Below are 25,976 nucleotides of genomic sequence, written 5' to 3'. Positions count from 1 at the left end.
GGCCGGAGCCCCCGCAACTCAGGCCGTGGCCGCTCCGGGGAACGGGTCCGTCACCAGCGCGGGATCGAGGGTGTCTGCCATCCCGGCTCGGCCTTGCGCATCGCGGCCGCGTCGTCGCGCTCGCGCATCGTGCCGTCGTCGTCGAGCCAGCGCCGGTGCAGTACGGCCAGGCGTTCGCGGTCGAGTTCGACGCCGAGCCCGGGTGCGTCGGAGACGGTGAGCCGGCCACCTCGGAAGACATGGCGGGTGGTGATGACGTCCTCGGTCTGCCAGGGGTAGTGGCTGTCGCAGGCGTAGTCGAGGTTGGGGACCGTGGCCGCGACGTGGGTCATCGCGGCGAGGCTGATGCCGAGGTGGGTGTTGGAGTGCATGGAGAGTCCGACGCCGAAGGTGCGGCAGATCCCGGCCAGTTCACGGGTGCGGTGCAGTCCGCCCCAGTAGTGGTGGTCGGAGAGGACCACCTGGACGGCGCCACGGGCGAAGGCCTCCGGGACCTCGGCGAGGGTCGTCACGCACATGTTGGTGGCGAGCGGTACGTCGGTGGCGGCGGCGACCTCGGCCATCAGGTCCGTGCCGCTCGCCGGGTCCTCCAGATATTCGAGTACGCCCTTCAGCTGCTCGGCGACGTAAAGCGAGGTCCCGACCGACCATGCGCCGTTGGGGTCGAGACGCAGCGGCTGCCCGGGGAACTCCTCGGCCAGTGCGCGGATCGCGGCGATCTCCTGGTCGGGTTCGAAGACGCCGCCCTTGAGCTTGAAGGAGGAGAACCCGTGCTCGCGGGCGAAGCGCCGGGCCTGGGCGACGACTCCGGCCGGGTCGACGGCGGCGGCCCAGTCGTCCTGTTCGCCGCCCTCGGGGTGGGCGGCCCAGCGGTAGAAGAGGTACGCGCTGTACTCGACGCTGTCGCGGACCTTGCCGCCGAGCAGGGCGTGCACGGGGAGGCCGAGGGACTTGCCCAGGGCGTCCAGGCAGGCGACCTCGAAGCCGGAGACGACGGAGAGCCGGAGCTTGTCGGCGGTCTGGACACCGCGCAGCCCGCCCGCGTCGACACGCTCGTCGGCCGCGCGTGAATCGCCGCACACCTCCTCGGCCAGCGCGAACAGGCCGTTCAGATCGCTGACCGGGCGCCCGATCAGAGCGGTGGCGAGCGGCTGGGCGAGTTCGAGGTACTTGCCGTCCCCGTATGTCTCCCCGATACCGGTCACTCCCCCGCCCGTGACGACTTCCACGATGAGCCGTGGGGTGTACGGCTGGTGGACGCCCTGGGTGTTGAGCAGGGGCGGGTCGGCTATCAGGATCGGGGTCAGCCGGATTTCGTCGATCAGCAGCTCAGGTTTCATACATGAACTCTATTCAGAGGTGCGACTGAATGCCAGGCTCCGGCCCAAGCAGGAGCAGAGTCCACCCACCGGATTCCGGGAGTTCACTGGACGACATACCGACTGGTCGGCATCATGAACACCGACCGTCTCTCACCCCGGAGGTGCGCACGATGAGCCCAGTCCACCCGCCAGGTCTCGACCTCGACCGGCTGCGCGGATATCTCGACCGCGAGCGGCCAGGTCTGGTGAACGGACCGCTCGAAGCCCGGCTCATCGAGGGCGGTCGGTCGAATCTGACGTACATCGTCACGGACGGCACCGGCCGCTGGGTCGTGCGCAGGCCCCCGCTGGGCCATGTGCTGGCCACCGCACACGACATGAAGCGCGAGCACCGGGTGATCAGCGCCCTGCACCCGACAGCCGTTCCGGTGCCCGAACCGGTGCTGCTCTGCGAGGACGACTCGGTGATCGGGTCGCCCTTCTATGTCATGGAGTACGTCGAGGGCACCCCGTACCGCACGGCCGAGCAGCTCGCCCCACTGGGCGCCGAGCGCACCCGGGAGGCCGTCCTCGGTCTCGTCGACACCCTCGTGGAACTGCACGCCGTGGATCCCGAGTCCGTCGGGCTCGGCGACTTCGGGCGCCCCGAGGGCTTCCTCGACCGGCAGCTGCGCCGCTGGGGCAAACAGCTGGACGCCTCCCGCAACCGCGAGCTGCCCGGCATCGACGAACTGCATGCCGCGCTCGGCCGTGAGCTGCCCGTCTCCCCCGCGCCCACCGTCGTGCACGGCGACTACCGACTGGACAACGTCCTGATCGGCTCCGACGACGGGATCAAGGCCGTCCTCGACTGGGAGATGTCGACGCTCGGCGACCCGCTGACCGACCTCGGTCTGCTGGTGATGTACAGCTCCGACCTCGGCCTGACGAAGTCCCCGGTCTCCACCACCAGCGGCGCGGCCGGCCACCCCACCCCCGCCGAACTGATCGAGCGCTACGCCGCACGCTCGGGCCGGGACACCTCCGCCATCTCCTGGTACACGGCGTTCGCCTGGTTCAAACTCGCCGTGATCCTGGAGGGCATCCACTACCGCTACACCCTGGGCCAGACCGTCGGCGCCGGCTTCGACCGCATCGGCGATCTCGTCCCCGTCTTCATCGAGCACGGCCTCACCACCCTCCAGGAAGGCTGATCACCCCCATGGACTTCGCATTCGACGCCCGTACCGAAGAGCTGCGCAGCAAGCTGCTCACCTTCATGGACGAGCACGTCTACCCGGCCGAGAAGACCGCGGACGAACAGCGCGCGCTCCTGGCCTCCCCGTGGGACACCCCGCAGATCGTCGAGGACCTGAAGGCCGAGGCGCGGCGGCAGGGGCTGTGGAACCTCTTCCTTCCCGATGCCGAGTACGGTGCCGGGCTGACCAATCTCCAGTACGCCCCGCTCGCCGAAATCACCGGCCGTTCACCGCATTTGGCGCCGACGGCACTCAACTGCGCGGCCCCGGACACCGGAAACATGGAGGTGCTCTTCCAGTTCGCCACGGACGAGCAGAAGAAGCAGTGGCTGGAGCCGCTGCTCGCCGGGGAGATCCGCTCGGCGTTCGCGATGACGGAGCCCGAGGTGGCCTCGTCGGACGCGACCAACATCGAGACGCGCATCGTGCGGGACGGCGATGACTACGTCATCAACGGCCGCAAGTGGTACATCTCCGGAGCGATGAACCCGGACTGCCAGATCTTCATCGTGATGGGCAAGACCGACCCTGACGGCGCCGACATCCGCCGCCAGCAGTCGATGATCCTGGTCCCGCGCGACACCCCCGGTCTCGAAGTGAAGCGCGCCATGCAGGTGTACGGCTACGAGGACCACTACCACGGCGGTCACGCCGAGATCGTGTTCACCGATGTGCGGGTGCCCGCCGCGAACCTGATCGGCGAGGAGGGCGGCGGCTTCGCCATCGCCCAGGCGCGTCTGGGACCGGGCCGCATCCACCACTGCATGCGGCTGATCGGCATGGCCGAGCGGGCGATCGAGCTGATGTGCAAGCGGGCGGTGTCCCGTACTGCCTTCGGCAAGCCGCTCGCCCAGCAGGGCGTCGTACAGAACTGGATCGCGGACGCGCGGGTCACGGTGGAGCAGCTGCGGCTGCTGGTGCTGAAGACGGCGTGGCTGATGGACACGGTGGGCAACCGGGGCGCGCACACGGAGATCCAGTCCATCAAGATCGCCACCCCGCGTGCGGTGGTCGACATCCTCGACCGGGCGGTGCAGCTGCACGGTGCGGGTGGCGTCAGCCAGGACTTCCCGCTGGCGGAACTGTGGGCGGCGGCACGGACGTTGCGGCTGGCGGACGGGCCGGACGAGGTGCATCAGCGGTCGCTGGCCCGGCGGGAGATCAAGCGGTACGTGTAGGCGGTGGCCGGGCGGGGTTGTTGGGTGCGGGGCCCGCCCGGTTGCCGTTTTGCCCTCAATCGCCGGACGGGCTTGATTTCGGCGCCGGGCTCTTCGTGACCGCTTGACCTCAAGCGCCGGACGGGCCTGGATTGTTGCCGGACGGGCTTGATTTTCTGATTCGGTCGAGTACGGACGTGTAGAGGGAGCGCTTGTCGGGGCGGGCGTGGGCGGCGGCTTGGCGGAGGGTGGGGATCGCCGCCTCGCCCATCTCGATGAGCCCCACGGCCGCCGTCCTGCGCACGACGGGATGCGGGTGCGCGAGCAGTCCCGTCATGGCGGGGATCGCGGGCTCCCAGCCGGCGTGGCAGAGCGTGCGGATCGCCGCACGCGTCACGTCCGGCCGGGGGTCGTCCAGCAGGAGCATGGTGTGGCTCAGATAGGTGCGCCGGTCCAGCATCGTCCGTGAGGTCCGGTGGGCGCGCAGGCGGACCTTGGCCCGGGCATGGTTCAGCAACTCACCGATCAGGCCGCGCAGCCCGGGGTCCTGATCCGTGTCCGGGCCGGAGTGGGCCTCGGCCAGTTCTGTGAGCGCCCGGCATATCTGTTCCGGGGTGCCGGTCCGGGCCAGGTCCAGCAGTTCCTGCCGGGACGGGCGGTGCGAAGCTCCGCCGGGCGCGGCCGGGCTGCGGTCACGGAGCGCCGCCAGCGCTGCCGCGTCCTGCTGTGCCGCGTCCGGGCCGCGCAGCGGACCCTCGACGAGAAGGAGCCGGTCCGCGAGATCGTCGCGTCCCTCGGCGCGCAGCCGCCGGCACGTGTGCGTCAGCGCGGGGGTGCGCAGGAGTCGGCGGTCGAGGAGCAGGTCGAGGAAGCCCCAGGCCCCGGCGGCGAGGCGGTCGCCCAGGACCCTGGCGAGCGCGTCGGCGGGGTAGTTGCGCAACGCGTTGCCGACTGCCGGTCCGGCGGCGGGCGGGGCGTGCTCCCACCACTCCAGAAGCAGCGGCACCAGCGGTTCCAGTGACCGCGGGGAGAGCTTCGAGGCCGCGCGAGCCGCCCTGTCGTGCAGGATGTCGCCGCCCCGCAGTTCCCTCTCGTCGAGGGTGCCCAGTGCGCGGGCCAGGTCCACGCCGATGGGTATGTCGATGTGCCCGCGGAGGTACGCGCGAAGCACCGGCAGCCGGGCCTCGGGCTCGGGCCACTTGGCCAGGGCCAGGGCGGCGGTCTCCCTGCGCTCTGCATGAGTTGACCCCAGCATGTCGAGCAGGCGCTCCCGCAGGGCCGTCGAACGGGGCTGGTCGAGGTCGTCGATGTGTACGTGCCGGGGCAGCGGCATCGGGGCCTGGGCGGTCTCGGTGATGGTCCAGGGCGACACGTCAAGGGGCTGAAGAAGCGTCATCCAGTCCAGCAGGGCGGCCCGGACCTCGGGGTCCGCGCCGTGGTGGATCTCGATCAGTGCGGTCAGCCGCTCCCGCGAGCCGACCGTGCCGTCGTCCTGGCGGCGGAACTCCTCCAGCGTGCCCGGTGCGCGCACCGCGTCGTCCAGCGCGGCCCGCCATGCCCGGGTCTCGGCGGGTAGGGGTGCCGCGGCGGGCTCCGGGGCTGCGAACGCCTCCCTCAGCACGGCGGTCCCGGCCTTCCAGGGGTCGGCGCCGAGCCGGGCGACCGCGAGTGCCTGGTCGAGGTCGGCGCGGACCAGCACCGCGCCGAGGCGGCGCAGCAGCGTCAGCGTGGACCGGCTCGGCGTCGCGGGTGCGGGACGCAGCGCCCGTACCGCGGCGGCGACGGACGGTTCAGCGGCAGCCGTCAGCATCGGCGCGACCGCTTCGAGCACCGCGATCAGGTCGTGCCGGTCCTCGTTCCGGGCATCGACGAGCGCGTCGAGCAGGACCCGGGTGGACCGGGCGAACGCCGTCAGCTCACCGGCCGCCCAGGGCGCGGGGCAGATGCGCAGCGCAACCCGCAACACCCTGTCCCGGACCGCGGGCCGGGAGCCGGCCAGGCGGAGCCAGTCGGCGAGCATCGGTCGCAGCTCGGTCAGCCGGTCGGGGTGAAGCTGCTCATCGCTCTCGGCGACGCGCAGCGCGACAGCGGGATTCCAGCCCCCGGCGGCCAACGACCTGACGTCACGGTCCGCCGCACCGTCCACCGATGACCGCTGTGCGACAGCCGATGTGGTGATGCCATGCCTGGCCGACGGTATGGCCAGATCCTTCACGTCCCCGGAGGCCAGGCCGACCCGGCCGTCCGCCACCAGGGCGAGCAGGGTGGCCGCTACGGGTGACGCCTGGTCGTCCAGGGCCAGGACCGAGCGCGCCGTCAGGGCGCCGTCGAGGCCCTCCAGCAGCAGTTCGCGGGTACGGCCGTCCCGGCTGTGCTCGGCGGCGGTGAGAAGTGTCGCCGCGTAGGCGTCGCCGAGGACGGCGCGCAGGGCCTCGACGAGCGTGCCGCGCAGTCCGGGGTTGCCGTGGTGCCCGAGCCAAAAGAGCAGCTTCGGCAGCGCCGCCGGTGTGCCCGCGCGGACCAGCGCCTCGGCGGCGGTCTTCTTGATGTTCATATTCGGATGGTCGAGACATGCGGCGATCGCGGTGCACGCCCAGTGAGCCTGTGCGTGGCCCAGGGCGAGCAGGGCCTGCCGGACGGTCTGGATGTCCCGGGCGGTGGTCAGCGCGATCAGGGTCGCCGACAGCGCCTGCGCGTCCTCGCCCGTGGCGTCGCGGGCGAGCAGGGCGATGACGTGTTTGCGTACGTGCCGGTCGCGGTGGCGCAGCAGCCGGTGCACCCGGGCGCGGGTGCCCGCCCAGGGGGCCCGGAGCAGCAGTTCGAGCAGGATCGCCTGCTCACGGTCGGACAGCCCGGGCCGGTCCAGCAGATCCAGTGCCATGGTCGCGACGAGTGCGTGGCCTGCCTCTTGCGCATCTGCTGTGTCGAGCAGGCAGACCGGCCGGATCGCGCCCCGCTCGTGGAGCCGACGGCCCAGGGCGTGCACGGCGTCCAGGACCTCGCGGGGCACCACGGGCTCACCGCCCGGCTGTCCGTGTTCCCACTCCTGCAACGCCGCCTGCTCGGCCACGATGCGCAGCAGCAGGTCGGCGATGACCGGCAGTGTGCCGGCATTGCCGTGGGCCGCGAGACGGCACAGCGCAGCCACCGGCTCGTCCGGGTCCAGATGGGAACTCAGCAGGGCGAGTTCCCGCTCGTCCGGGCCACCGAGATCCGCTGCGATGCGCTGCGGCAGGTCGACGGGATCGAGCCGTGCGAGGAGGGCGCGCCGGTGCGCAGGATCGCGGGTCAACTGCCACAGCAGTTCGAGGGCGCGGTTCCGTACCGCGTACAGGTGAGGCGCGATCGCATCCCCGGTCAGGCCCAGCCCTTCTCGCAGGGCCAGTACCGTCCGCTGCCCGCCGATGGCCTCCAGAGCGTCCAGGGCCGCGGCGGGCGCCGAGGGCAGCAGAGCGATCACGGCGTCCTCGGCATCCGCATGGCGCAGCTCACGGATCGCGTCGAGGAACGGACCGGGGGCGGGAGCCGAAGGAAGTACGCGCGTGATCGCGTCCCCGATCGGCAGCTCGCCCGCTCCCTGCCCGGCCAGGGCCACCAGCAGGGCGAGCCGTCGCGGCCGGCCCGGATCGTCGGCGGCCGCATCCACCAGCACCCGGAACATCTCCTTCCGGCAGGTGAACAGGATCGTCGCGACCTCGCGGGGCGGAATCGAGTGATCGGCCAGGGCCAGGCCGATGACGGCCGGGACGTCCGGACCGTCCGCGAAGTGCCCGCGTCGGTGCAGACCGCGCAGGCAGGTCACCGCCGGCCCGCCGAACAGCAGCGGATCGCGCGCGGCGACGGCCGTGAGTTCACCGATGTCGTCGCGGTCCGCCAGATCGCCGAGCAGTTCCATCCCCTGTCGGCGAAGGCCCGGCGGAAGATGCGGATCGTCGATGACCTGCCGCAGCAGGTCCTTGTGGCCGTGACGGGCGGCGGCCCCGAGTGCCGCATCCGCCACCGCGGGCCTCGTCCGCACCGAATCGGCGGCGAGAAACGCAGAGAGCCGCCCGGGCGGCAGCGGCTCCATCGCCGCCCACGGCTCGGTGAGTTCAGCCAGCGCGTCGGCGACGACCCGGTCGCTGTCGGCGCCGAGCAGGCCGGTCAGGTCCTCGCGGACCAGCGCGGGAGCGAGCAGTCCGGCGTGCAGCCCCTGCCGGGCGAGCCGCAGCGCCTCGGCCTGCAGCACGGGGTCGCCGCTGTCCGCCAGTTCGTCCACAAGTCGCGCCGGCCGGTGCGCACCGGTGATGCTCGTCTCCCGTACGGCCTGGTAGAGGAGTTCACCCGGGGCTTCGTCACGGATCACCGCCGGCTCGTCGAGGAGTTCGGTGCGCAGCCACGCGATCCTCACCCTTACCGGCAGCCCGGCCGTGCGCCATGACGGGCGGGGGCGGCCCCGCAGATGCGGGCCGAGTCGCTCGTAGAGTCCCGCAAGGAGCAGATCCGCCTCCGGCGGCCCCATCAGTGATACGGGCAGCAGCCCGGCGAGTTCGGCCGTCTCCGTGTCGTCGGACGTGCGGCCCGCTGTCACTCGCTCGGTGAGCAGGACCAGCCCCAGATGACGCAGGGCGGGGTCCTCGTGCCGGATCAGACGTCCGAGGACTGCCGGTGGGCAGTCCTGCGCGTCCAGGAGCCCGGACAGCCGTCCGGCGTCGGCCCGGCGTACGGCATCGTGGAACTGTTCATCGGCCGGCGTGTTCACCGTCGGATGCTAACCGGGGCTCTCCCGGCTCCACCAACGGAAATTCGCCCCCGTCAATAGCCGCCGAACGGCACATGGTCCGCCAGCGCCAGGTCGCGGGCGAAGGCCCTCATACGCAGCAGGCACCGGGCGACGAGGCGGACGGCCGGTGTGTGGCGCGGGCCGTATGCCGCGGCCCAGAGTACGGGGATGTGCGTGGATGGCTGGATGTGAGTCATACATCCAGCTTCGACCCGTACCGGCCGCCGGCCCAACAGATGGTTCAGCCCGCTGCGATCGATACCGTTGATGGATGGAGATACGCCGACTCCGCCACTTCATGGCGGTGATCACACACGGCAGTTTCACCGCCGCCGCCCGTGCCGGGCTGATCGTGCAGTCCGCGCTGAGCACCTCCGTACGCAACCTCGAACGGGAGCTGGGTGCCGAGCTGTTCGACCGGACCGGCCGACGTGTGATCCTCACCGAGGCGGGCCGCGCGCTGCTGCCGTCGGCCAGATCGGTGCTCGCCGGGACCCAGGCCGCGCGGGACGCGGTGGCTGCCGTGTCGGGGCTGGTGACCGGCCGGGTCCGTATCGGCACCATCCAGACGCTGACCTGCGTGGATCTGGCGGCCGAGCCGGCCTCGTACCACCGGCTCCGGCCGGGGTGCAGATCTCGCTCCGCGAAGCGACGACGCCGGAACTGGTCGCGGGAGTACGGGCCGGTGAGCTGGATCTCGCCTTTCTCGCGCCGGACGCCGCCGAACTCCACGACGGCATGGCCGGGTTCGCGACCTGGCACGAGGACCTGGTGCTGATCACCGCGCCGGGCCATCGGCCGGCGACGGCCGGGCGCACCCTTATCAGGGATCTCGCCGACGAGCCGTTCGTGGACTTCCACGCGGGCACCGGTCCGGAGACCGCGGTGCGCAGGCCGGCCGCGCACTGCGGGCCGGCGCGCCGGATCACCTGCGACGTCACCCGGATCCGGCTGCTCGTCGATCTCGTACGGCCCGGGATCGGCGTGGCTGTCGTGCCGCGGCGGATCGGTGAGGAGGCGGGGCTGCCATGTGTGAGCATCCGCCGGCCGGAGCCCGGCCGGACGGTGGTCCTCGCGGGGCGGGCGCCCCGCCCCCGCAACCCGGCGGCGGTGGCGCTCCTCGACCGGCTGACCGGCGGCGCTCCCCAGGCGGCCGGGGACTAGGGACGCAGGGCGCGCAGCAGCAGGTCGGCCAGGTGGTCGGCGACCTCCTGCTGGCTGAGCGGGCCGTCGGGCCGGTACCAGGTGGACAGATGGTGGACCGAGCCGAAGTGGTAGTCGACGATCAGGTCCGCCGGGGTGGCCGTGGAGAACACTCCGCTCTGCTGGCCCTCTTCCACCAGGGCCCGGAAGCGCTCGTGGTAGCGGCGCCGCTCCACCCGTACCTGCTTGTTCTTCTCCGGGCTGAGGTGGTGCATGGACCGGAAGAAGATCGAGGCGTCGTCGAGGTTCTCGATGGTCGTGACGACCACGTCCGCGGCGGCGTCGCGCAGCCGCTTTTCGACCGGGGCATCGGCACCGGCGAAGGCGTCGAGGCGCTCCTGCTGGAGCCGGAGCACCCGGGCGTAGACCTCCTGGAGGAGGTCCTCCTTGGAGCCGAAGTAGTGGTAGAGCGCGCCCTTGGTGACGCCCGCCGCCTCGACGATCTCCTGGACCGAGGTGCGGTCGTACCCCTGCTCTGCGAAGAGCCGGGTGGCGGCGGCCAGCAGCCGCTGAGGGACGGGGACCGTGTCCCCGTCCGTCGCCTTGGCCATTGCCGCCACCTTTCTTCCGAGCTGTGCGTGAATCCGCGCCGTGCGTGAATCCGCGCCGTGCGTGAAACGGTCTATCGGGGGGAACGCAGTTCCCGCCTGAGGATCTTCCCACTCGCCGTCTTCGGGAGTTCCGTCAGGATCTCGACCTCGCGCGGGTACTTGTACGCGGCAAGCCGTTCCTTGCAGTACGCACCCAGTTCCTCGGGTTCGACCGTGGTACCCGGCCGCAGGCTGACGTAGGCACGGACGGTCTCGCCGCGGTAGGCGTCGGGGACACCGACGACGGCCGCCTCCCGGACCGCCGGGTGGGTGTAGAGGACGTCCTCCACCTCGCGCGGCCAGACCTTGAAGCCGGAGGCGTTGATCATGTCCTTCTTGCGGTCGACGACGTAGAGCCAGCCTTCGCTGTCCATGAAGCCGATGTCGCCGGTGCGCAGCTCGCCGTCGGGGAAGGCGGTGGCGGTGGCCTCGGGCAGCCGCCAGTAGCCGGAGACGACCTGCGGCCCGCGGACCGCGATCTCGCCCTGCTCACCGAAGGGCACCTCGTCGCCGTTCTCGTCGAGGATCCTGACCACCGTGTCGGGGCCGGGGACGCCGACGGAGAGGGTTCCGGAGACCGGGTCGACGGGGGCCTCGCGCTCCGGCGGTACGGAGGCGCAGGGGGCCGTGCACTCGGTGAGGCCGTAGCCGTTGCGGATGTACGGGCCGAAGCCCGCCCGGAACTTCTCGACGAGCGCGGGCGGCAGCGGTGCGCCGCCGGAGGAGATCACCTGGAAGGAGGAGAAGTGCTCGGGGGTGACGCCGGGGTCGGCGGCCAGTGCCATGAAGGCGGTCGACGGGCCCACGGTGTAGGCGGGGCGGTGTTCGGCGAAGGCTTCGAGGACGACGCCCGGGTGGAAGCGGTACGCAAGGACGAGGGTGCCCGCGTTGGTGAGACAGGCGGCCAGCTGGCACACCATGCCGGTGATGTGGAAGAGCGGGGCGAGCGCGAAGTAGGAGGAGCCCTCGGCAATGGGGTGCCCGGAGCGCTGGCGCTCGGCGTTGACCATGATGTTGCCGTGGGAGTTCATGGCACCCTTGGGGGTGCCGCTGGTCCCGGAGGTGTAGCTGATCAACGCCACGTCGGCGGAGGTGAGTTCGCGCCCCTCGGGGGCCCCCAGGCCCTGCCGGGCCACGGCGACCAGGTCGTCGGCATCCTCGGGCACGGGCAGCCGCTCGAAGCCGAGTACGCGCGCGTCGTTCTGCGTCTGGAGGTCGAGCTCACAGGTGGTGAGCGCGATCCGTACGGTCGGGGCGTCGGCCGCGGTGTCCCGCAGATACGCCTCCCAGGCCCGGTCCGCGCAGATCAGCGCGGTGACCTCGGCGTCCTTCAGTACGTGGCCGACCTCCCCGGACTTGTACATCGGGTTGAGCGGGACGACGGTGGCACCGGCCTTCCAGGCGCCGAGCAGTGCGAGCACGAACTGCGGGGTGTTCTGCAGCATGATCGCGACGCGGTCGCCGCGCCCGAGGCCCTTGGCGGCGAGGTGGCCGGCCACCGAGTCGGAGAGCGCGTCGGTCTCGCGGTAGCTCAGGCGTCCGTCGAAGTAGGCGAGCGCGGGATGCCCGGGGCTGCGGGCGACGGAGGCACGGAAGGCGTGGACCAGGGTCTCGGCCGGGCTGATGGGGGCCCGCTGGGCCTCGCTGAGCAGGGAGATCCACGGCTTGGCTGCGTAGATGGACTCGGTCATGCGCCGGTCTCCTCCCACTTCTGCTGGAGGTGGTTCATATTGCCGAGCCAGTGGTCGGTGTCCTTGGTGCGGGCCCGGTAGTAACCGGCGACCTCGGGGTGCGGCAGTACGAGGAAACGGTCCTCGGCCATGGCGTCGAAGAGCGCGTCGGCGACCGCCTCGGGCTCGATGGCGCTGGGGGCGAGGACGAGCTCACCCGCCGATCCGGCGGCGGTGAGCATGTCCGTACGCACGCCCTGCGGGCAGATCGCGTGGACCTTGATGCCGCGGTGCCGGTAGGTCAGCGAGAGCCATTCGGCGAAGGCGACGACGCCGTGCTTGGTGACGCTGTACGGCGCGGCGCCGATCATCGTCAGCAGTCCGGCGGCGGAGGCGGTCGAGACGAAGCGGCCGCTGCCGCGCTCCAGCCAGTCCGGCAGCAGCGCCCTGGCCGCGCGGACGTGGGCCATCACATTGACGTCCCAGGCGGCGGCCCAGACGTCCTCGTCGGCGAAGACGTCGCCGGGCGAGGCGAGGCCCGCGTTGGCGCAGTAGACGTCGACGGTGCCGTCCAGCGCGTCGCGGGCGGCGTCCACGATCTGCGAGGCGTCACCGGCTACGGCGGTGCCGCCGATCTCCTCGGCCAGCGGCTTGATCCTGGCCTCGTCGAGGTCGTTGACCACGACCCGCGCGCCTTCCGCGGCGAACCGGCGGGCCAGAGCGGCTCCGATGCCGCCTCCGGCCCCTGTGATCACTACGCCCGCGCCCTGCACCGTACTCATCGGGTCCCGCCTCTCTCAGCCGACTGCCCCAGCAGACTAACCAGTCGGTATGTCGTAGTGGAAGGGGTTGACACCACTCGGGCGACACTCCTGTCACAACCGTCGCGTCCGGCTCATTCCGTATGGCCTGAACGCGCGCTAGCGTGCGTGACCATGACAGACGTCGCGATCATGGAGGTAGCTGAATGAGCCTGTCCAGACGTGGTTTGCTGGCAGCCGGCGGTGCGGTGGGAGCCCTCGCGGCGACGGCCGCCGGTACCGGGGTCGCGACCGCCGCCCCCGCGCCCGGCCAGGGGCGGGGCAACGGTCACGGCCGGGTCCGTACCGGCTTCGACCGGCTGGCGGCGGACGGCTACGCACTGCTGAAGGGCCAGAAGGTCGGGGTCGTCACCAATCCGACCGGGATCACCTCCGACGTACGCCACATCGTCGATGTGATGCACCCGGACGAGCGGGTGAACCTGATCGCCGTCTTCGGACCCGAGCACGGTTTTCGCGGCACCGCGCAGGCGGGCGGTTCGGAGGGACGGTACGACGACCCGGCGACCGGACTCCCGGTCTACGACACGTACTTGAAGAGCGGGCAGCCGCTCGCCGATGTCTTCACCGCGTCCGGCGTGGACACGATCGTCTTCGACATCCAGGATGCGGGCGCCCGTTTCTACACATACATCTGGACGCTGTACGACTGCATGGAGGCGGCGGCGCTCGCAGGCAAGCGGTTCGTCGTCCTGGACCGGCCGAACCCGGTGACCGGGCGGGCGGCGCTCGGGCCGGTGCTCGACCCTGCGTTCTCGACCTTCGTCGGCCGCCGGGAGATCTCGCAGGCGCACGGCATGACGGTCACCGAGCTCGCGCTGCTCTTCAACGCGGAGTTCCTGGCTGAGCGGCCGGTCGAGCTGGACATCGTGAAGATGTCGGGGTGGAAGCGCTCGGACTTCTTCGACGCGACCGGGCTGCCGTGGGTGCCGCCGAGCCCCAATATGCCGACTCCGGACACGGCGCTGGTCTACTCGGGGACGTGCCTGTTCGAGGGCACGAACCTCTCCGAGGGGCGCGGCACGACCCGTCCGTTCGAACTGCTGGGCGCGGAGGGCATCGACCACCGGTGGGCGGCGGCCGCGAACGCGCTCGATCTGCCGGGGGTCGCGTTCCGCGAGGCGTACTTCGCGCCGACGTTCTCCAAGTTCCAGGGGAAGACGGCCGGCGGGGTGCAGCTGCACGTCCAGGACCGTGAGGTGTTCGATCCGGTACGCACGGGGATCGCGCTGCTGGTGACGGCGAAGCGGACGTGGAGCGGGTTCGCGTGGCGCTCGGACAACTGGATCGACAAGCTCACCGGCAACACGCGGGTCCGCACGATGATCGATGCGGGGGCGGACGCGGATGAGGTGGTGGGGGCGTGGGCGGCGGATCTCGCCGCGTTCCGGGCCGTCCGGAAGAAGTACCTCCAGTACCGGTGAGACGGGCCGGGCGGGTCCGAGGGCTCGGGCCCGCCCGGCGAACCGGTTCCGTCCTCAAACGCCGGACGGGCTGGAAATGCCCTACCGGTGGGCGGGGAACTCCACCACCTGCTGGTACGTCGGGCGGTTCTGCCAGTGGATGGACTTCTGGGCGATCCCACCGAGCGGCCGGTGGATGATCGAGTCCGTGCACCACTGCTCGCCGGCCTTGCAGCTGTCGTCCCCCGGGTAGACCTCCGCGGCCGGCTCCGCCGCAGCCCGCTTCAGGGACGCCAGCAGCGCGTCACGGCAGCTGCCCAGATCGCCGTTCCCGCAGTACGCCTTGGCCAGCGGCCCCTTGACCGGCTGCCCCAGGACCCGGCGCAGGTCCTTGTCCACGAAGCCCCACCAGCCGTACTGGAACGCCGAACCGCTGTGCGCCCCGCTCGGTCCGTGGCTGGCCGCCGGGGACTCGTCCGTGGCGAGGTTCGCGGTCAGCGCCCCGTACAGACCGTCGCCGAGACCCGGCTTGAACTCGGCCTCGACCAGCTTCGGCCACCACGCGTCCATGATCCGTACCGCATCGGCATAGGTGTACGCGTGCGATCCGGGGCTGCTCTCCTTGCGCTGCGAACCGGCCGCCCGCCAGGACTCCAACTGCTGGACGGCGCTGTTCAGTTCCGGATCGGTGACCGGCTGGGAGCGGATCACCTTCAGCAGTTCGGGCAGCAGCTGCTCGCCGCGCAGATCGGTGACCGCGGCCTGAGCCATGGCCCGGGTGAGGGACGCACGGGTCACGCCGCCCTCCTCGACCAGCTTCGCCACCCGGTCGTCCAGCAGATCGGCCCGGTGCACGGCGCTGAGGCCGAAGCCCGCGGAGGCGTACCCCTCGGCCTGCTTGTTGTTCCAGGAGACGTAGTAGTCCTGGCCGCTGGAGTGCGGGTGCTCGGCGAACGGGGTGTACGCGGCGGTGTTGGCGGCCGGGTCGTACCCCTTCCACTCGTAGGCCTGCGCGGCCTTCACGGGCAGCGCCGGGTCGACGCCCGCCGCGCGCACCGGGTTCATTCCGCTGTTGTAGTACGCGGCGGTGCGGGAGTCGGCGTAGAACCAGTTGAACGCGTAGTCGATATTGCTCGCCGCCCGCTGGAACGAGGCGGCGTCCTTGACGTACGCCGGGTCGTTGAGCATCTGGAAGCCGATGATCGAGTCGGCCTCGTGGCGGTAGGTGGTGCGCAGCGAGGTGTACGCGACGGGTTTGCCGCCCACGGTGGCGCGGTGGGTGACGATGCCGTAATCGGTACGTCGGACCTGCATCCGGTAGGAGCCCTCCGCCGTGGAGTCGGCGACGGTCGGCTTCCAGGAGTTGGTGCGCTCCAGGGTCTCCATGGCGGTGCAGGTGCCGCGGTAGAGGTAGTGCGTGGAGTCCTTGGTGGGCGTGGAGCCGTCGGGCTCGCACAGGTCGATGGCGTAGGTGTCGGTGATGTCCTGGCCGGCCGAGGTGGCGCTCCAGGCGTAGTCCTGGCCGCGGCCCATCTGGATGTACATGCCGACACCGGCGAAGGAGACGCCTCGGGCGCTGATGCCGGGGCCCTGGAGCTCCTGGAGCATCATCAGCTGCGGGGCGAAGTAGCCGGTCTGGGGTCCGAAGACGGCGATCGGGTTGCCGCTCTCGGTGTTCTTGCCGGAGACCAGCAGGGCGTTGGACATGCCGCGCTTCTGGGCGCCGGAGCCGGAACCGGGCAGCGAGCCCTCAGGGATGACGCCGTCGTCATAGATGCCCTGGGCCTTCTTGAGCGTGGCCGGGGCCTTGACCGGGGCCTTCCTGTCCGTGCCCGCGGATCCGGTGCGGTCGTAGATCAAGGGCTCGGCCGTGACGGACCCGGCATCGGGCAGTGCGGTGCCGCGGGCGGTGGCGGGCTTTCCGGCGTACGGGAACGACGTGCCGTCATGGATCGTCAGCACGGCCTCGGGGTCGTTGCGCTGCCGGAACGACTCCCAGACCTTGGTGCCTTCGGCGACGCCGTACTTCTGCTGGGCGGACAGCAGCGAGAGCGCCGCCTGCACTTCCCCGCCGCCACCGCCACCGAACTGACCGCCCACCACGGAGGCGATCGAGATCAGGTCGGTCAGCTTGAACGGCTGGATCTCCCCGATGTTGGTGATGGCGTCGATCTTGCCGGTGAGAACGTACTCACCGGGGAAGTAGCGGCCGTTCTTGGACTTCTCGCGGTACGCGTTGATGCCGTCGACATACGCCTGGGCATCCGTCATGGCCTGTTCGCCGCGGGCGCCCTCATGGGTCCTGATGTACTCGACCTGCGCTTCGAGATCGGCCTCCGCGTACGGGGCCTGCGGCCAGAACTGCTGCTCCAGGCCCTGGTTGGCGAGCGCGCCACCGGCGAACGAGGTCAGTTCGCCGCGTCCGATGTGCCGGAAGAGGTCCATCAGCCAGAGCCGGTCCTGCCCGGCCGCGAATCCGGCGCCGAACTCGGTGCCGTAACGGGTGGTGCCCTTGATGTGCGGGACACCGGACGTCTTGTCACGGGTGATGGTGACGTCGTCGCGCGGCGCGGTGACGGACTCGACCTGGTCCCCGGGGACGCCGAACGAGGCGTCGTTGAAGAAGTCGGTCAGCTTCTGGTCGGTGAGACCGGTGTGCCCGGCCACCAGGCCGTTGTAGCGGTCGAGCTGGTCGTCGCTGTGGGCGGGGTGCGTACCGAACGCCTTGTTGCCGAGGATGTCGACGAGGGTGGCGTTGCCGTTCTCGCCGGGCGGCAGGATGTCGTCGCACTGCCCCTGGCAGTAGTCGGTGACGGGTGCGGGTTCCGCTGCCGCGGCGCCGGACTGCGGCGAGGCCGCCAGCAGGGTGGTGCCGAGTGCGAGAACCGCCGCGACGGTGGCGGCTCTGAACTTGACGGTGCGTGGGGGCATGCGTGCTCCTCCGAGAGGCCGATGCGCCGGAGGTTACCGGCGGTATGACTCGCCGGTAAGGTGAACAACTGTCACCTTTTCCGAATCGTCACATGCCGCCACACGCGCCCCCATGACGATGAGTCATCTCGCATGGTGGACGTCACCTTGATTCGATGGATCCGAAACGGGCAGCCGTACGTCCATTCCCTGACGCCGAAGTACGAGCGACGGAGGTGGCAGTGCAGTGGCCGGATTCCGGAGTCTTGCGAGACAGGTCCGCGACCCGCGGAGCGACCTGGCGCTGCGGCGGTATTCGCTGCGCAAGTGCCTGGAGAGGTTCGCCCCTTACGGGCACCGGGCGACCTGGGATCATCTGTGCGCCCGGCACGGGATCGAGCCCGAGGACCGGTCCCCCGATCCGGTGCGGCTGATGCGCGCACTGGACGAGCTGGAGGCGGCGCGGGCCGTCTGGCTCGGGTACGAGGCGGGGTTCGCCGAGCGCCGCAGGCGGGAGAAGCACGACGGACTGCGCAGGCCGGGCGCGTTCGACGACTGGCACCGGCGCACCTGGGGCGGCCACGGGGTCGCCCGCTGCGAGGACCCGGCGGTTCACCCCTCGGCGCCGCTCGCCGAGGTTCTCGGCCGGCTGATCGCCGCGCTGGAGTCGGAACCGGGCGCGTCCTGCCCGGTGTGCGAGGGCGCGGAAATCGCCTGGCGGCACGACCTGGAGTGCGAGCCGTGGTCGGGGCCGGTCTGCACGGGGTGCGGGATCGTGGTGCCGCAGCCGGTGCTCACACCGGGGGCGCTGGCCAAGGCCCGGAGTGTACGGCGCCGGGATCTGGCGTCGGCGGCGTGACAGACGGCGAGAGCGTCCGGCCCGCCCGGCAGCCCGAGCGGGCGGGCCCCGCCCCTACGGGCAGTCGGCCGACGGGCGCTCCGGCATCAGGCGCGAGCCGCTGATCCGCTGACCGGAGATGTCGTTCGGATTGGAGAGCACACAGTTCTCCAGCGACAGACAGCCGCAGCCGATGCAGTCGGTGAGATGGTCCCGCAGCCGCCCCAACTGCTCGATGCGCTCGTCCAGTTCAAAACGCCATGCCGCGGAGAGCCGCGCCCAGTCGTCACGGTTCGGGGTGCGCTCCTCCGGGAGTTCGGCGAGGGCGTCCCGGATGGTGGCGAGCGGGATTCCGACCCGCTGCGCCGCACGGACGAACGCGACCCTGCGCAGCGCGTCCCTGGTGTAGCGACGTTGGTTGCCGCTGGTGCGGCGGCTGCTGATCAGGCCCTTGGCCTCGTAGAAGTGCAGGGCCGAAACAGCGGCGCCGCTGCGTGCGGAGAGCTGGCCGACCGTGAGTTCATGGAGCGTCTGTGGGATCTGGGGCACCCCTCCAACCCTACGTGTCCGCGCCCGGCCGGTCCGTCGTTGACAGGAACGCACCCGCCAACCATGCTGAGCAAGCGCTTAGACAGGAGCGCGACGCCGGATGGCCGAGAGCTGGAAGGGCAGGGACCAGGGACATGGCAGAGCCGAGGATCTTCACGTCCGCGCAGGAGCTGCGCGACGGGGTGGGCGAGCAGCTGGGTCACAGCGAGTGGCTGGAGATCGGGCAGAAGAGGATCGACCTCTTCGCCGAGGCCACCGGTGACCACCAGTGGATCCATGTGGACCCGGAGCGGGCCGCGGCCGGGCCGTTCGGCACGACGATCGCGCACGGCTACCTCACGCTCTCGCTGCTGCCCGCGCTCGTACCGCAGATCATGCGGGTCGAGGGCATGAAGATGGGCATCAACTACGGGACGAACAAGGTCCGCTTCCCGTCGACCGTGCCCGTGGGCTCGCGACTGCGCGCGACGGCCGCCCTGAAGAGCGTCGAGGAGGCCGGGGGCGGCGTGCAGGTCACCGCCCTCGTCACGGTCGAGCGCGAGGGCGGCGACAAGCCGGTGTGCGTGGCCGAGTCGGTGTCGCGCTACTACTTCTGACGGCGCCACTACTTCCTACGGCGCCGTCACTTCTTACGGCGCGGCTGCTTCTGGCGGGCACGGCCCGCCACCGCCACCGCTACCGCTACCGCTTGGCAGCGACCATGCGCAGCACGAGGTCGGCGTACAGCTCGCCGACCTCGTCCGGCGTCCGGCTGCCCTGCGCGTTGAACCAGCGCGCCACATCGATGCAGAGCGAGAGCACCGCGAGCGTGGTGCCCGGGATGTCGGGGACGTCGAACTCCCCGGCCTGCACGCCGTCACTGATGATCCGGCGCACCACCGCGTCGCTCTTGCGGCGCAGCTCGATGATCTCGGTGCGGTGCTCCTCACCGAGGGCGTCGAGTTCGTACTGGACCACGCGGGCCGTGGTGTGCCGTTCGGCGTGCCAGCGGACGAAGGACCGTACGGCCTCGGCCAGCCGCTCGGCGGCCGTGCCCCCGCCGTCGGCGGCGGCCTCCAGGACGAACAGGGCGCGGTCGTGACCGATCCTGCTGATCCGGTGGAGCAGCTCTTCCTTCGTCTTGTAGTGGATGTAGAGCGCGGCGGGGCTCATCCCCGCCCGGCCGGCGATGTCGCGGGTGGTGGTGGCGTGGTACCCGCGCTCGGCGAAGGCTTCGACGGCAGCGACGAGGAGCCGCCTGGCCGCCTCGGGCGTCACCTCGGCCCACGGCGCACTGTCGCCGTCGGTCTCCTCCGCCGTGCTCATCGTCACTCGCCCCTCTCGTCAGCAGGACGAACACCATACCCCGAACCTGAGCAAGCGCTTAGTGTCCGTCCGGGCGAGATCGTCAGTGCTTCTGGAAGGGGTCGTGCTCGGCGAGGATCTTCTCCAGCCGGGCCTGGTCGACCCGGCTGACGATCTGTCCCGCTTCCTGACGGTCACGGATGACCTTGGCCAGGGTGAAGCAGGAGGTGACGAGGTAGAGGACGCCGATCGCGAGGAATCCGCGGACCCAGGCGTCGGCGTCCAGAAAATAGATACCGAGAGTCATCGCGGCCATCGCCACCCCGAAGGACGCGACGGCCTGGCCGTAGAAGGCCGCGGTGCTCTGCTGCTTGACCGATGCTGTCTCACTCATGGCGCCCAGCATCGGCCGAGGTGGTGTGCGCCACATCCGTCCCCGTACTCAGTCCGGTACTCAGACTCCCGTTCGAGCGACGACGAAGCGGTCAGAAGGCGGAGACCCCCGTCAGCGCGCGGCCGATGATGAGCTTCTGGATCTGACTGGTGCCCTCGTACAACGTCATCACCCGGGCGTCGCGCAGCAGCTTGCCGACCGGGTACTCGTCGATGTAGCCGTAGCCGCCGAAGACCTGGAGGGCGTTGTTGGCGGCGCGGACGGCGGCCTCGGAGGCGAAGAGCTTCGCCTTGGAGGCGGCGGTGGCGAAGTCCTCGCCGCGGTCGATGAGGTCGGCCACCCGCCAGGTCAGCAGCCGGGCGGCGTCGACGTCCACGGAGATGTCGCTGATGAGTTCCTGGACGAGCTGATAGCTCGCGATGGACTTGCCGAACTGCTCACGCTCGCCCGCGTAACCCACGGCGGCGTCGAGGGCGGCCTGCGCGATGCCGACGCAGCCGGCCGCGACCGACATCCGTCCCTTGGCCAGGGCGGACATCGCGATGGAGAAGCCCTTGCCCTCCGGGCCCATGAGCGTCGAGGCGGGCACGCGAACGTCCTCCAGGACCACCTCGGCGGTGGCCTGGCCGCGCAGGCCGAGCTTGCCGTGGATGGTGCGACGGCTGAGGCCAGGGGTGTCAGTGGGGACCAGGAAGGCGGATATGCCCTTGTGGCCCGGGGTGTCGTTGGTGCGGGCGAAGAGCAGCACCACATCGGCCCAGGTGCCATTGGTGATGAACATCTTGCTGCCGTTGATGACATACGAGTCGCCGTCCCGGACGGCCTTCGTCGTCAGGTTCCCGGCGTCCGAGCCGGTGCCGGGCTCGGTCAGGCCGAAGCAGCCGATCGCCTCGCCGGCGGTGAGCTTCGGCAGCCAGTGCCGCTTCTGCGCCTCGTCGCCCCAGGCCGCGATCGTCTTGGTGACCAGACCGAGGGATACGGAGACGATGCCGCGGACCGAGGAGTCGCCGCGGCCGAGCTCCTCGGTGACCAGGCAGTACGCGAGGTGGTCGCCACCCGAGCCGCCGTACTCCTCCGGGACGGTGAGTCCGAGGAAGCCGAGGGAGCCCAGCTTCTTCACGATCGACTTGTCGACACTCTCGGCCCGGTCCCACTCCACGACATGCGGGGCGATCTCGCGGGCGACGAAGTCCTTGGCGAGCCGCCGGACGGCTTCCTGCTCCTCGCTGAGCTCCAGGTTCATCCTTCGGTTCTCCCACTTTTAATTAGCACTGCTAGTTTTTCGCTTGCAGGCCCTACTATGTGCCGCATGGCCCGACCGCGCAAGCCCCTCCTCAGCAGAGACCGCATCGTCGAGACGGCGAGCGCACTCGTGGACTCCGAGGGGCTCGACGCCGTCTCCACCCGCCGGCTCGCCGCCGAACTCGGGGTCAGCGGACCCTCGCTCTACAACCACTTCCGCAACAAGGACGAGATCCTGGACGCGGTCGCGGACGCCGTGTCCGCCCAGGTGGATCTGTCGATGTTCGACGAGTCGGACGCCCGCGACTGGCGCGCCGCCCTGCACGACTGGGCCGTCTCCTACCGGGCGGCGCTCACCGAGCACCCGCACATCGTCCCGGTGCTCGCCCAGGGCCCGGGCCGCCGCCCGGCCGGTCTGCGGGTCGCCGACGCGGTCTTCGGTGCGATGGTCAGGGCCGGCTGGCCGCCCGCCCAGGCGACGTACATCGGGGCCCTGATGCGCTACTTCATCACCGGCTCGGCCCTCGGTTCGTTCGCCCGCGGTTTCGTCGACGACGAGACGGCGTACGACCCCGCGGACTATCCGCACCTCGGCCAGGCCCATCTGCTGGCCGACCGCCGACAGAAGGTCGACGAGGGCGCGTTCGAAACCGGGCTGCGGGCCCTGGTCGACGGCCTCTGGCTCCAGTACGAGCAACTGGCGCCCGCCGGGACTGTTCGGCCGGCACCGAAACGTTCCTGACGCATCCTGGAAAACATGGCACGCACGGCACACCCCGACCCGGCCGCACCGCGGCTCGCCGCCCTGGCCACGCTCCTCGCCGACGAGACCCGCGCGGCCTTCTGTCTGGCCCTGCTCGACGGCCGCGCCTGGACCGCGGGCGAGCTGGCCCGATACGCCTCGGTGGCTCCGTCCACCGCCAGCGAACACCTCGGCAAGCTCGTCGCGGGCGGGCTGCTGGCCGAGGAGCGGCAGGGCCGCCACCGCTATCTGCGGCTCGCCGACGAACGGACCGCGCACCTCGTCGAGGACCTGGCGGCCCAGGCCGTCCCCGACACCGCGCCCGAGCGGCCGCGCACCCTGAGCGCGGCGAGCGCCGGCAGCGCACTCGCTCGCGGCCGCACCTGTTACGACCATCTCGCTGGCCGGATCGGCATCGCGATCACCGATGCCATGACCGTACGGGGACTGCTGAAACAGGACACCGGCTTCGCGCTCACCGACGACGGGCTCGGCTGGTTCGGCGCACTGGGCATCGGTCTGGAGTCGAAATCGCGGCGTCCGCTCGTACGGAGCTGTCTGGACTGGACGGAGCGCAGGCCGCACCTGGCAGGGGTCGCGGGAGCAGCACTGTGCCGGCATGCGCTGGATGCCGGGTGGTGCGTACGGATCGGGTCCGGGCGTGCGGTGAGAGCGACCCCGGACGGAGAAGTGGCGCTCCACGAACACCTCGGCATCGAGCCGGAAACAATTCGGTAGGTGCCGAACAGTCGCGGCCCTACGGTCGGGTCCATGACGACGACACCCGCCCCTGCGGCGACACCCGCGGCACATCGTGACTGGCGGTCCCCTGCCGCGGCCTGCACCACCGTGCTGCTGTGGGCCTCCGCCTTTGTCTCCATCCGCAGCGCCGGGGATGCCTACTCACCCGGTGCGCTCGCTCTCGGCCGGCTGCTCGCGGGCTCCCTGGCGCTGGGCACGCTGCTGGTGCTGCGGCGCGAGGGGCTGCCGCCGCGGGCCGCCTGGCCCGGGATCATATGGTCGGGTCTGCTCTGGTTCGGCCTCTACATGGTGGTGCTCAACTGGGGCGAGCAGCAGGTCGACGCGGGCACGGCCGCGATGGTGGTGAACATCGGTCCCCTCCTGATCGCACTGCTCGGTGCCCGGATGCTCGGCGAGGGGCTGCCCGGCAGGCTGATCGCGGGCATGGCCGTGTCGTTCGCGGGCGCCGCCGTGGTCGGACTCTCGATGTCGGGGCACGGGGACGCGTCGGTGCTCGGCGTGGCGCTCTGTCTGCTGGCCGCGGTGGCGTACGCGGCAGGGGTGGTCGGCCAGAAGCCTGCGCTGCGGCACGGCTCCGCACTGCAGATCACCACGTTCGGCTGCCTGGTCGGCACCGTCGCCTGTCTGCCGTTCTCCGGTGCGCTGATCTCCGACGCCGCCGACGCACCCCTGTCCGCCACCCTGAACGTGGTCTATCTGGGCCTCTTCCCGACCGCGCTGGCCTTCACCACCTGGGCCTACGCACTCGCCAGGACCACCGCGGGGCGGATGGGTGCCACCACCTACGCGGTGCCCGCGCTGGTGGTGCTGATGTCCTGGCTGCTGCTGGACGAGGTGCCCGCGCTGCTCACCGTCGGCGGAGGTCTGCTCTGTCTGGCCGGGGTGGCGGTCTCCCGGATGCCTCCGCAGACTGGCCTGACGCGGAAGAATCCGGCACAGCCGGTGGAGGGACGCCGACATGACGCGGAGCGCCAAGGAACCGAGCGGCCGTAAGAAGAAGACGGAGAAGAAGTCGGCCGGGGCCCGGGAAGCCGTGCTGGACGCCCTCACCGAGGCGGCCCGCTACGGCGGCTCCGGGCTCGACGGCTTCGGCGTAACCGACAGCGGTGACGACGATCCTGTCCTGGTGACGCCCGAGGGCCGGGCCCGGGACGCCTGGCGCGAGGACTATCCGTACGACAACAAGCTCGGCCGGAAGGCGTACGAGAAGTCCAAGCGCGCCCTGCAGATCGAGCTGCTCAAGCTCCAGCACTGGGTGAAGGAACGCGACGAACGCCTCGTCATCCTCTTCGAGGGGCGCGACGCCGCGGGCAAGGGCGGCACGATCAAACGCTTCACCGAGCACCTCAATCCCCGTGGTGCGCGGGTGGTGGCGCTGGAGAAGCCCACCGAACGCGAGCGCACCCAGTGGTACTTCCAGCGGTACTCGGCTCATCTGCCGGCCGCCGGGGAGATCGTGCTGTTCGACCGGTCCTGGTACAACCGTGCGGGTGTGGAGCGGGTGATGGGGTTCTGCACCAGCCGCGAATACCTTGAATTCATGCACCAGGCACCGGGATTCGAGCGGATGCTCGCCCGGGACGGCATCCACCTGGTGAAGTTCTGGTTCTCGGTCTCGCGCAACGAGCAGCGCAACCGGTTCATGATCCGGCAGATCGATCCGGTACGGCAGTGGAAGCTGAGCCCGGTCGACCTCGCCTCGATCGACAAGTGGGACGCGTACACGGAGGCCAAGGAGCTGATGCTCTTCCACACGGACACGGCGGACGCGCCCTGGACCGTGGTGAAGAGCAACGACAAGAAGCGGGCCCGGCTGGAGGCGATCCGGCATGTGCTGCACCGCTTCGACTACCCGGACAAGAACACGGACGTGGTCGGCGATCCGGACCCGCTGATCGTCGGCCCGGCCTCCCGGCTCTTCGAGCGGGGCGAGATGGAAGCCCGGCTGCTCGCCACGGGGCGGGCGGAGGGCGGCCGACGACGTAACGGACTGACGGCGTGACGGACTACTGGAACACGACGAGTGCGCGGCCGCCCTTGCCCGCGATCATGTTGTCGAAGGCCGCCGGGATGCCGTCCAGCGCGATCCGTTCAGTGACCATCATGGAGAGGTCGAACCTGCCCGCCAGGATGTGCTCGGCGAGGACCGGCAGGTCGCGGGCCGGGTCGCTGTTCCCGTACACACAGCCCGTCAGCGAGCGGCCCCAGTGGAAGATCTCCAGGGCGTTGAAGGAGACCAGCTGGTCCTTGCCGCCGATGCCGACCACCGTGGTGCGGCCGCCGCGGCGGGTGGAGTCCCAGGCGCCGCGGATGGTGGCGGGCCGTCCGACGCACTCGATCGCGACGTCGGCGCCCTGGCCGCCCGTGAGCCCCCGGATCGCGCGCGGGGTGGTGTCGGAGGCGATCACGTAGTCGGTGGCGCCCGCCTGCCGGGCCAGTTCCTCCTTCTCGGGGGACACATCGACGGCGATGATTTTCGAGGCGCCCGCGATCCGGGCGGACTGGAGCACGGCGAGGCCGACACCGCCGATGCCGAACACGACGACGGACTCGCCGGGGCGGACCTGGGCGCTGTGGTGGACCGCGCCGTATCCGGTGAGGACCGCACAGCCGAGCAGGGCGGCGTCGGTGAGCGGGATGCCGTCCGGGGCGGGCAGGACACAGTTCGCGGCGACGACGGTCTCCTGCGCGAACGCCGCCACGTTCAGGCCGGGGTGGAGTTCGGTGCCGTCGGCGGCACGGGCATGGATGCCGGCCGCACCGGCCAGGGCGTCGGCGCAGAGCCAGACCTCGCCGATCCCGCAGTGGTGACAACTGCCGCAGGACGGCGCCCAGTTGAGTACGACGCCGTCGCCGGGCGCGACATGGGTGACGCCCTCGCCGACCGCGACAACGGTGCCCGCGCCCTCATGTCCGAGGACGGCGGGGACGGGCACCCGCATGGTGCCGTTGGACAGGGAGAGGTCGGAGTGGCAGACGCCGGCGGCGGCGAGACGGACTCGTATCCGGCCGGGGCCGGGCTCCGGGAGTTCGATGTCGGTGATCTCCAGGGGAGCTCCGACGGCGGGCAGTACGGCGGCGCGGACCAC

General features: G+C 70.9%; 23 protein-coding genes. 11 read left to right on the top strand and 12 right to left on the bottom strand.

Annotated elements, in window-relative coordinates:
* Window positions 1-50: 50 nt before the first annotated feature.
* Complete coding sequence (locus tag ACGFU7_RS13060) at window positions 51-1,340, bottom strand: enolase C-terminal domain-like protein (protein WP_393695135.1); 1,290 nt, start codon at window positions 1,338-1,340, stop codon at window positions 51-53.
* A gap of 152 nt (window positions 1,341-1,492) precedes the next feature.
* On the opposite strand from ACGFU7_RS13060, the gene ACGFU7_RS13055 reads away from it, so the two are divergent.
* Window positions 1,493-2,515, top strand: coding sequence for a phosphotransferase family protein (locus ACGFU7_RS13055; RefSeq protein WP_393695133.1), 1,023 nt, complete (start codon window positions 1,493-1,495; stop codon window positions 2,513-2,515).
* 8 nt (window positions 2,516-2,523) lie between these two features.
* Complete coding sequence (locus ACGFU7_RS13050) at window positions 2,524-3,738, top strand: acyl-CoA dehydrogenase family protein (protein ID WP_393695131.1); 1,215 nt, start codon at window positions 2,524-2,526, stop codon at window positions 3,736-3,738.
* Window positions 3,739-3,847: 109 nt separating this feature from the next.
* Here ACGFU7_RS13050 and ACGFU7_RS13045 read toward each other — a convergent pair whose 3' ends face one another.
* Both ACGFU7_RS13045 and ACGFU7_RS13040 read right to left on the bottom strand, forming a co-directional pair.
* Window positions 3,848-8,458, bottom strand: a complete 4,611-nt coding sequence (locus ACGFU7_RS13045) for a HEAT repeat domain-containing protein (protein WP_393695129.1) — start codon at window positions 8,456-8,458, stop codon at window positions 3,848-3,850.
* A gap of 53 nt (window positions 8,459-8,511) precedes the next feature.
* Window positions 8,512-8,676 (bottom strand): hypothetical protein, encoded by a 165-nt coding sequence (locus ACGFU7_RS13040; protein WP_393695128.1) that lies wholly within the window; start codon window positions 8,674-8,676, stop codon window positions 8,512-8,514.
* Between the two features lie 74 nt (window positions 8,677-8,750).
* On the opposite strand from ACGFU7_RS13040, the gene ACGFU7_RS13035 reads away from it, so the two are divergent.
* Both ACGFU7_RS13035 and ACGFU7_RS13030 read left to right on the top strand, forming a co-directional pair.
* Window positions 8,751-9,257, top strand: a complete 507-nt coding sequence (locus ACGFU7_RS13035) for a LysR family transcriptional regulator (protein ID WP_393695126.1) — start codon at window positions 8,751-8,753, stop codon at window positions 9,255-9,257.
* A complete protein-coding gene (locus ACGFU7_RS13030) occupies window positions 9,143-9,643 on the top strand; it encodes a LysR substrate-binding domain-containing protein (RefSeq protein ID WP_393695605.1) in 501 nt (166 codons plus the stop codon). Before ACGFU7_RS13035 ends, ACGFU7_RS13030 begins: the two co-directional genes overlap by 115 nt.
* Here the strand turns inward: ACGFU7_RS13030 and ACGFU7_RS13025 are convergent.
* The 3 genes from ACGFU7_RS13025 to ACGFU7_RS13015 form a co-directional block, all read right to left on the bottom strand.
* Window positions 9,640-10,233 carry a TetR/AcrR family transcriptional regulator gene (locus tag ACGFU7_RS13025; protein ID WP_393695124.1) on the bottom strand — a complete coding sequence of 198 codons (594 nt, stop codon included), beginning with the start codon at window positions 10,231-10,233 and terminating at the stop codon, window positions 9,640-9,642. The two genes, ACGFU7_RS13030 and ACGFU7_RS13025, sit on opposite strands and share 4 nt — an antisense overlap.
* 71 nt (window positions 10,234-10,304) lie before the next feature.
* On the bottom strand, window positions 10,305-11,963 hold the full coding sequence (locus ACGFU7_RS13020; RefSeq protein WP_393695122.1) for a class I adenylate-forming enzyme family protein: 1,659 nt from the start codon (window positions 11,961-11,963) through the stop codon (window positions 10,305-10,307).
* On the bottom strand, window positions 11,960-12,724 hold the full coding sequence (locus tag ACGFU7_RS13015; protein WP_393695120.1) for an SDR family oxidoreductase: 765 nt from the start codon (window positions 12,722-12,724) through the stop codon (window positions 11,960-11,962). The genes ACGFU7_RS13020 and ACGFU7_RS13015 overlap by 4 nt, the downstream gene beginning before the upstream one ends.
* Before the next feature lie 185 nt (window positions 12,725-12,909).
* Here ACGFU7_RS13015 and ACGFU7_RS13010 point away from each other — a divergent pair, with 185 nt between their 5' ends.
* Complete coding sequence (locus tag ACGFU7_RS13010; protein WP_393695119.1) at window positions 12,910-14,187, top strand: exo-beta-N-acetylmuramidase NamZ domain-containing protein; 1,278 nt, start codon at window positions 12,910-12,912, stop codon at window positions 14,185-14,187.
* An 81-nt stretch (window positions 14,188-14,268) separates the two neighbouring features.
* Here ACGFU7_RS13010 and ACGFU7_RS13005 read toward each other — a convergent pair whose 3' ends face one another.
* Window positions 14,269-17,097: a penicillin acylase family protein gene (locus ACGFU7_RS13005; RefSeq protein ID WP_393695117.1), complete on the bottom strand. Its 2,829-nt coding sequence runs from the start codon at window positions 17,095-17,097 to the stop codon at window positions 14,269-14,271.
* A gap of 226 nt (window positions 17,098-17,323) precedes the next feature.
* Here ACGFU7_RS13005 and ACGFU7_RS13000 point away from each other — a divergent pair, with 226 nt between their 5' ends.
* Window positions 17,324-17,935: a hypothetical protein gene (locus tag ACGFU7_RS13000; RefSeq protein ID WP_393695116.1), complete on the top strand. Its 612-nt coding sequence runs from the start codon at window positions 17,324-17,326 to the stop codon at window positions 17,933-17,935.
* Between the two features lie 54 nt (window positions 17,936-17,989).
* On the opposite strand, the gene soxR is transcribed toward ACGFU7_RS13000, so the two are convergent.
* On the bottom strand, window positions 17,990-18,463 hold the full coding sequence (gene soxR / locus ACGFU7_RS12995; protein ID WP_393695114.1) for a redox-sensitive transcriptional activator SoxR: 474 nt from the start codon (window positions 18,461-18,463) through the stop codon (window positions 17,990-17,992).
* Between the two features lie 134 nt (window positions 18,464-18,597).
* On the opposite strand from soxR, the gene ACGFU7_RS12990 reads away from it, so the two are divergent.
* Complete coding sequence (locus ACGFU7_RS12990) at window positions 18,598-19,059, top strand: MaoC family dehydratase (RefSeq protein WP_393695112.1); 462 nt, start codon at window positions 18,598-18,600, stop codon at window positions 19,057-19,059.
* 85 nt (window positions 19,060-19,144) lie between these two features.
* Here ACGFU7_RS12990 and ACGFU7_RS12985 read toward each other — a convergent pair whose 3' ends face one another.
* The 3 genes from ACGFU7_RS12985 to ACGFU7_RS12975 form a co-directional block, all read right to left on the bottom strand.
* Window positions 19,145-19,768: a TetR/AcrR family transcriptional regulator gene (locus ACGFU7_RS12985; protein ID WP_393695110.1), complete on the bottom strand. Its 624-nt coding sequence runs from the start codon at window positions 19,766-19,768 to the stop codon at window positions 19,145-19,147.
* An 82-nt stretch (window positions 19,769-19,850) separates the two neighbouring features.
* A complete protein-coding gene (locus ACGFU7_RS12980; RefSeq protein WP_393695108.1) occupies window positions 19,851-20,141 on the bottom strand; it encodes a YiaA/YiaB family inner membrane protein in 291 nt (96 codons plus the stop codon).
* Window positions 20,142-20,232: 91 nt separating this feature from the next.
* On the bottom strand, window positions 20,233-21,384 hold the full coding sequence (locus ACGFU7_RS12975) for an acyl-CoA dehydrogenase family protein (protein WP_393695106.1): 1,152 nt from the start codon (window positions 21,382-21,384) through the stop codon (window positions 20,233-20,235).
* Window positions 21,385-21,450: 66 nt separating this feature from the next.
* On the opposite strand from ACGFU7_RS12975, the gene ACGFU7_RS12970 reads away from it, so the two are divergent.
* Genes ACGFU7_RS12970 through ppk2 form a run of 4 tightly spaced genes read left to right on the top strand, consistent with a single transcriptional unit; the run spans window position 21,451 to window position 24,889 of the window.
* Window positions 21,451-22,125, top strand: coding sequence for a TetR/AcrR family transcriptional regulator (locus ACGFU7_RS12970; protein ID WP_393695104.1), 675 nt, complete (start codon window positions 21,451-21,453; stop codon window positions 22,123-22,125).
* Window positions 22,126-22,140: 15 nt separating this feature from the next.
* Complete coding sequence (locus ACGFU7_RS12965; RefSeq protein WP_393695102.1) at window positions 22,141-22,863, top strand: ArsR/SmtB family transcription factor; 723 nt, start codon at window positions 22,141-22,143, stop codon at window positions 22,861-22,863.
* 33 nt (window positions 22,864-22,896) lie between these two features.
* Window positions 22,897-23,880, top strand: coding sequence for a DMT family transporter (locus ACGFU7_RS12960; RefSeq protein WP_393695101.1), 984 nt, complete (start codon window positions 22,897-22,899; stop codon window positions 23,878-23,880).
* Complete coding sequence (gene ppk2, locus ACGFU7_RS12955) at window positions 23,846-24,889, top strand: polyphosphate kinase 2 (RefSeq protein WP_393695099.1); 1,044 nt, start codon at window positions 23,846-23,848, stop codon at window positions 24,887-24,889. The genes ACGFU7_RS12960 and ppk2 overlap by 35 nt, the downstream gene beginning before the upstream one ends.
* 4 nt (window positions 24,890-24,893) lie before the next feature.
* On the opposite strand, the gene ACGFU7_RS12950 is transcribed toward ppk2, so the two are convergent.
* Entirely contained in the window at window positions 24,894-25,976 is a 1,083-nt protein-coding gene (locus ACGFU7_RS12950) for a Zn-dependent alcohol dehydrogenase (RefSeq protein WP_393695097.1), read from the bottom strand.

Origin of the sequence: Streptomyces sp. NPDC048473, from assembly GCF_043200155.1 — a bacterium.
Classification (GTDB): Bacteria; Actinomycetota; Actinomycetes; order Streptomycetales; family Streptomycetaceae; genus Streptomyces.
This window is presented reverse-complemented; position numbering and strand designations above follow the sequence as displayed.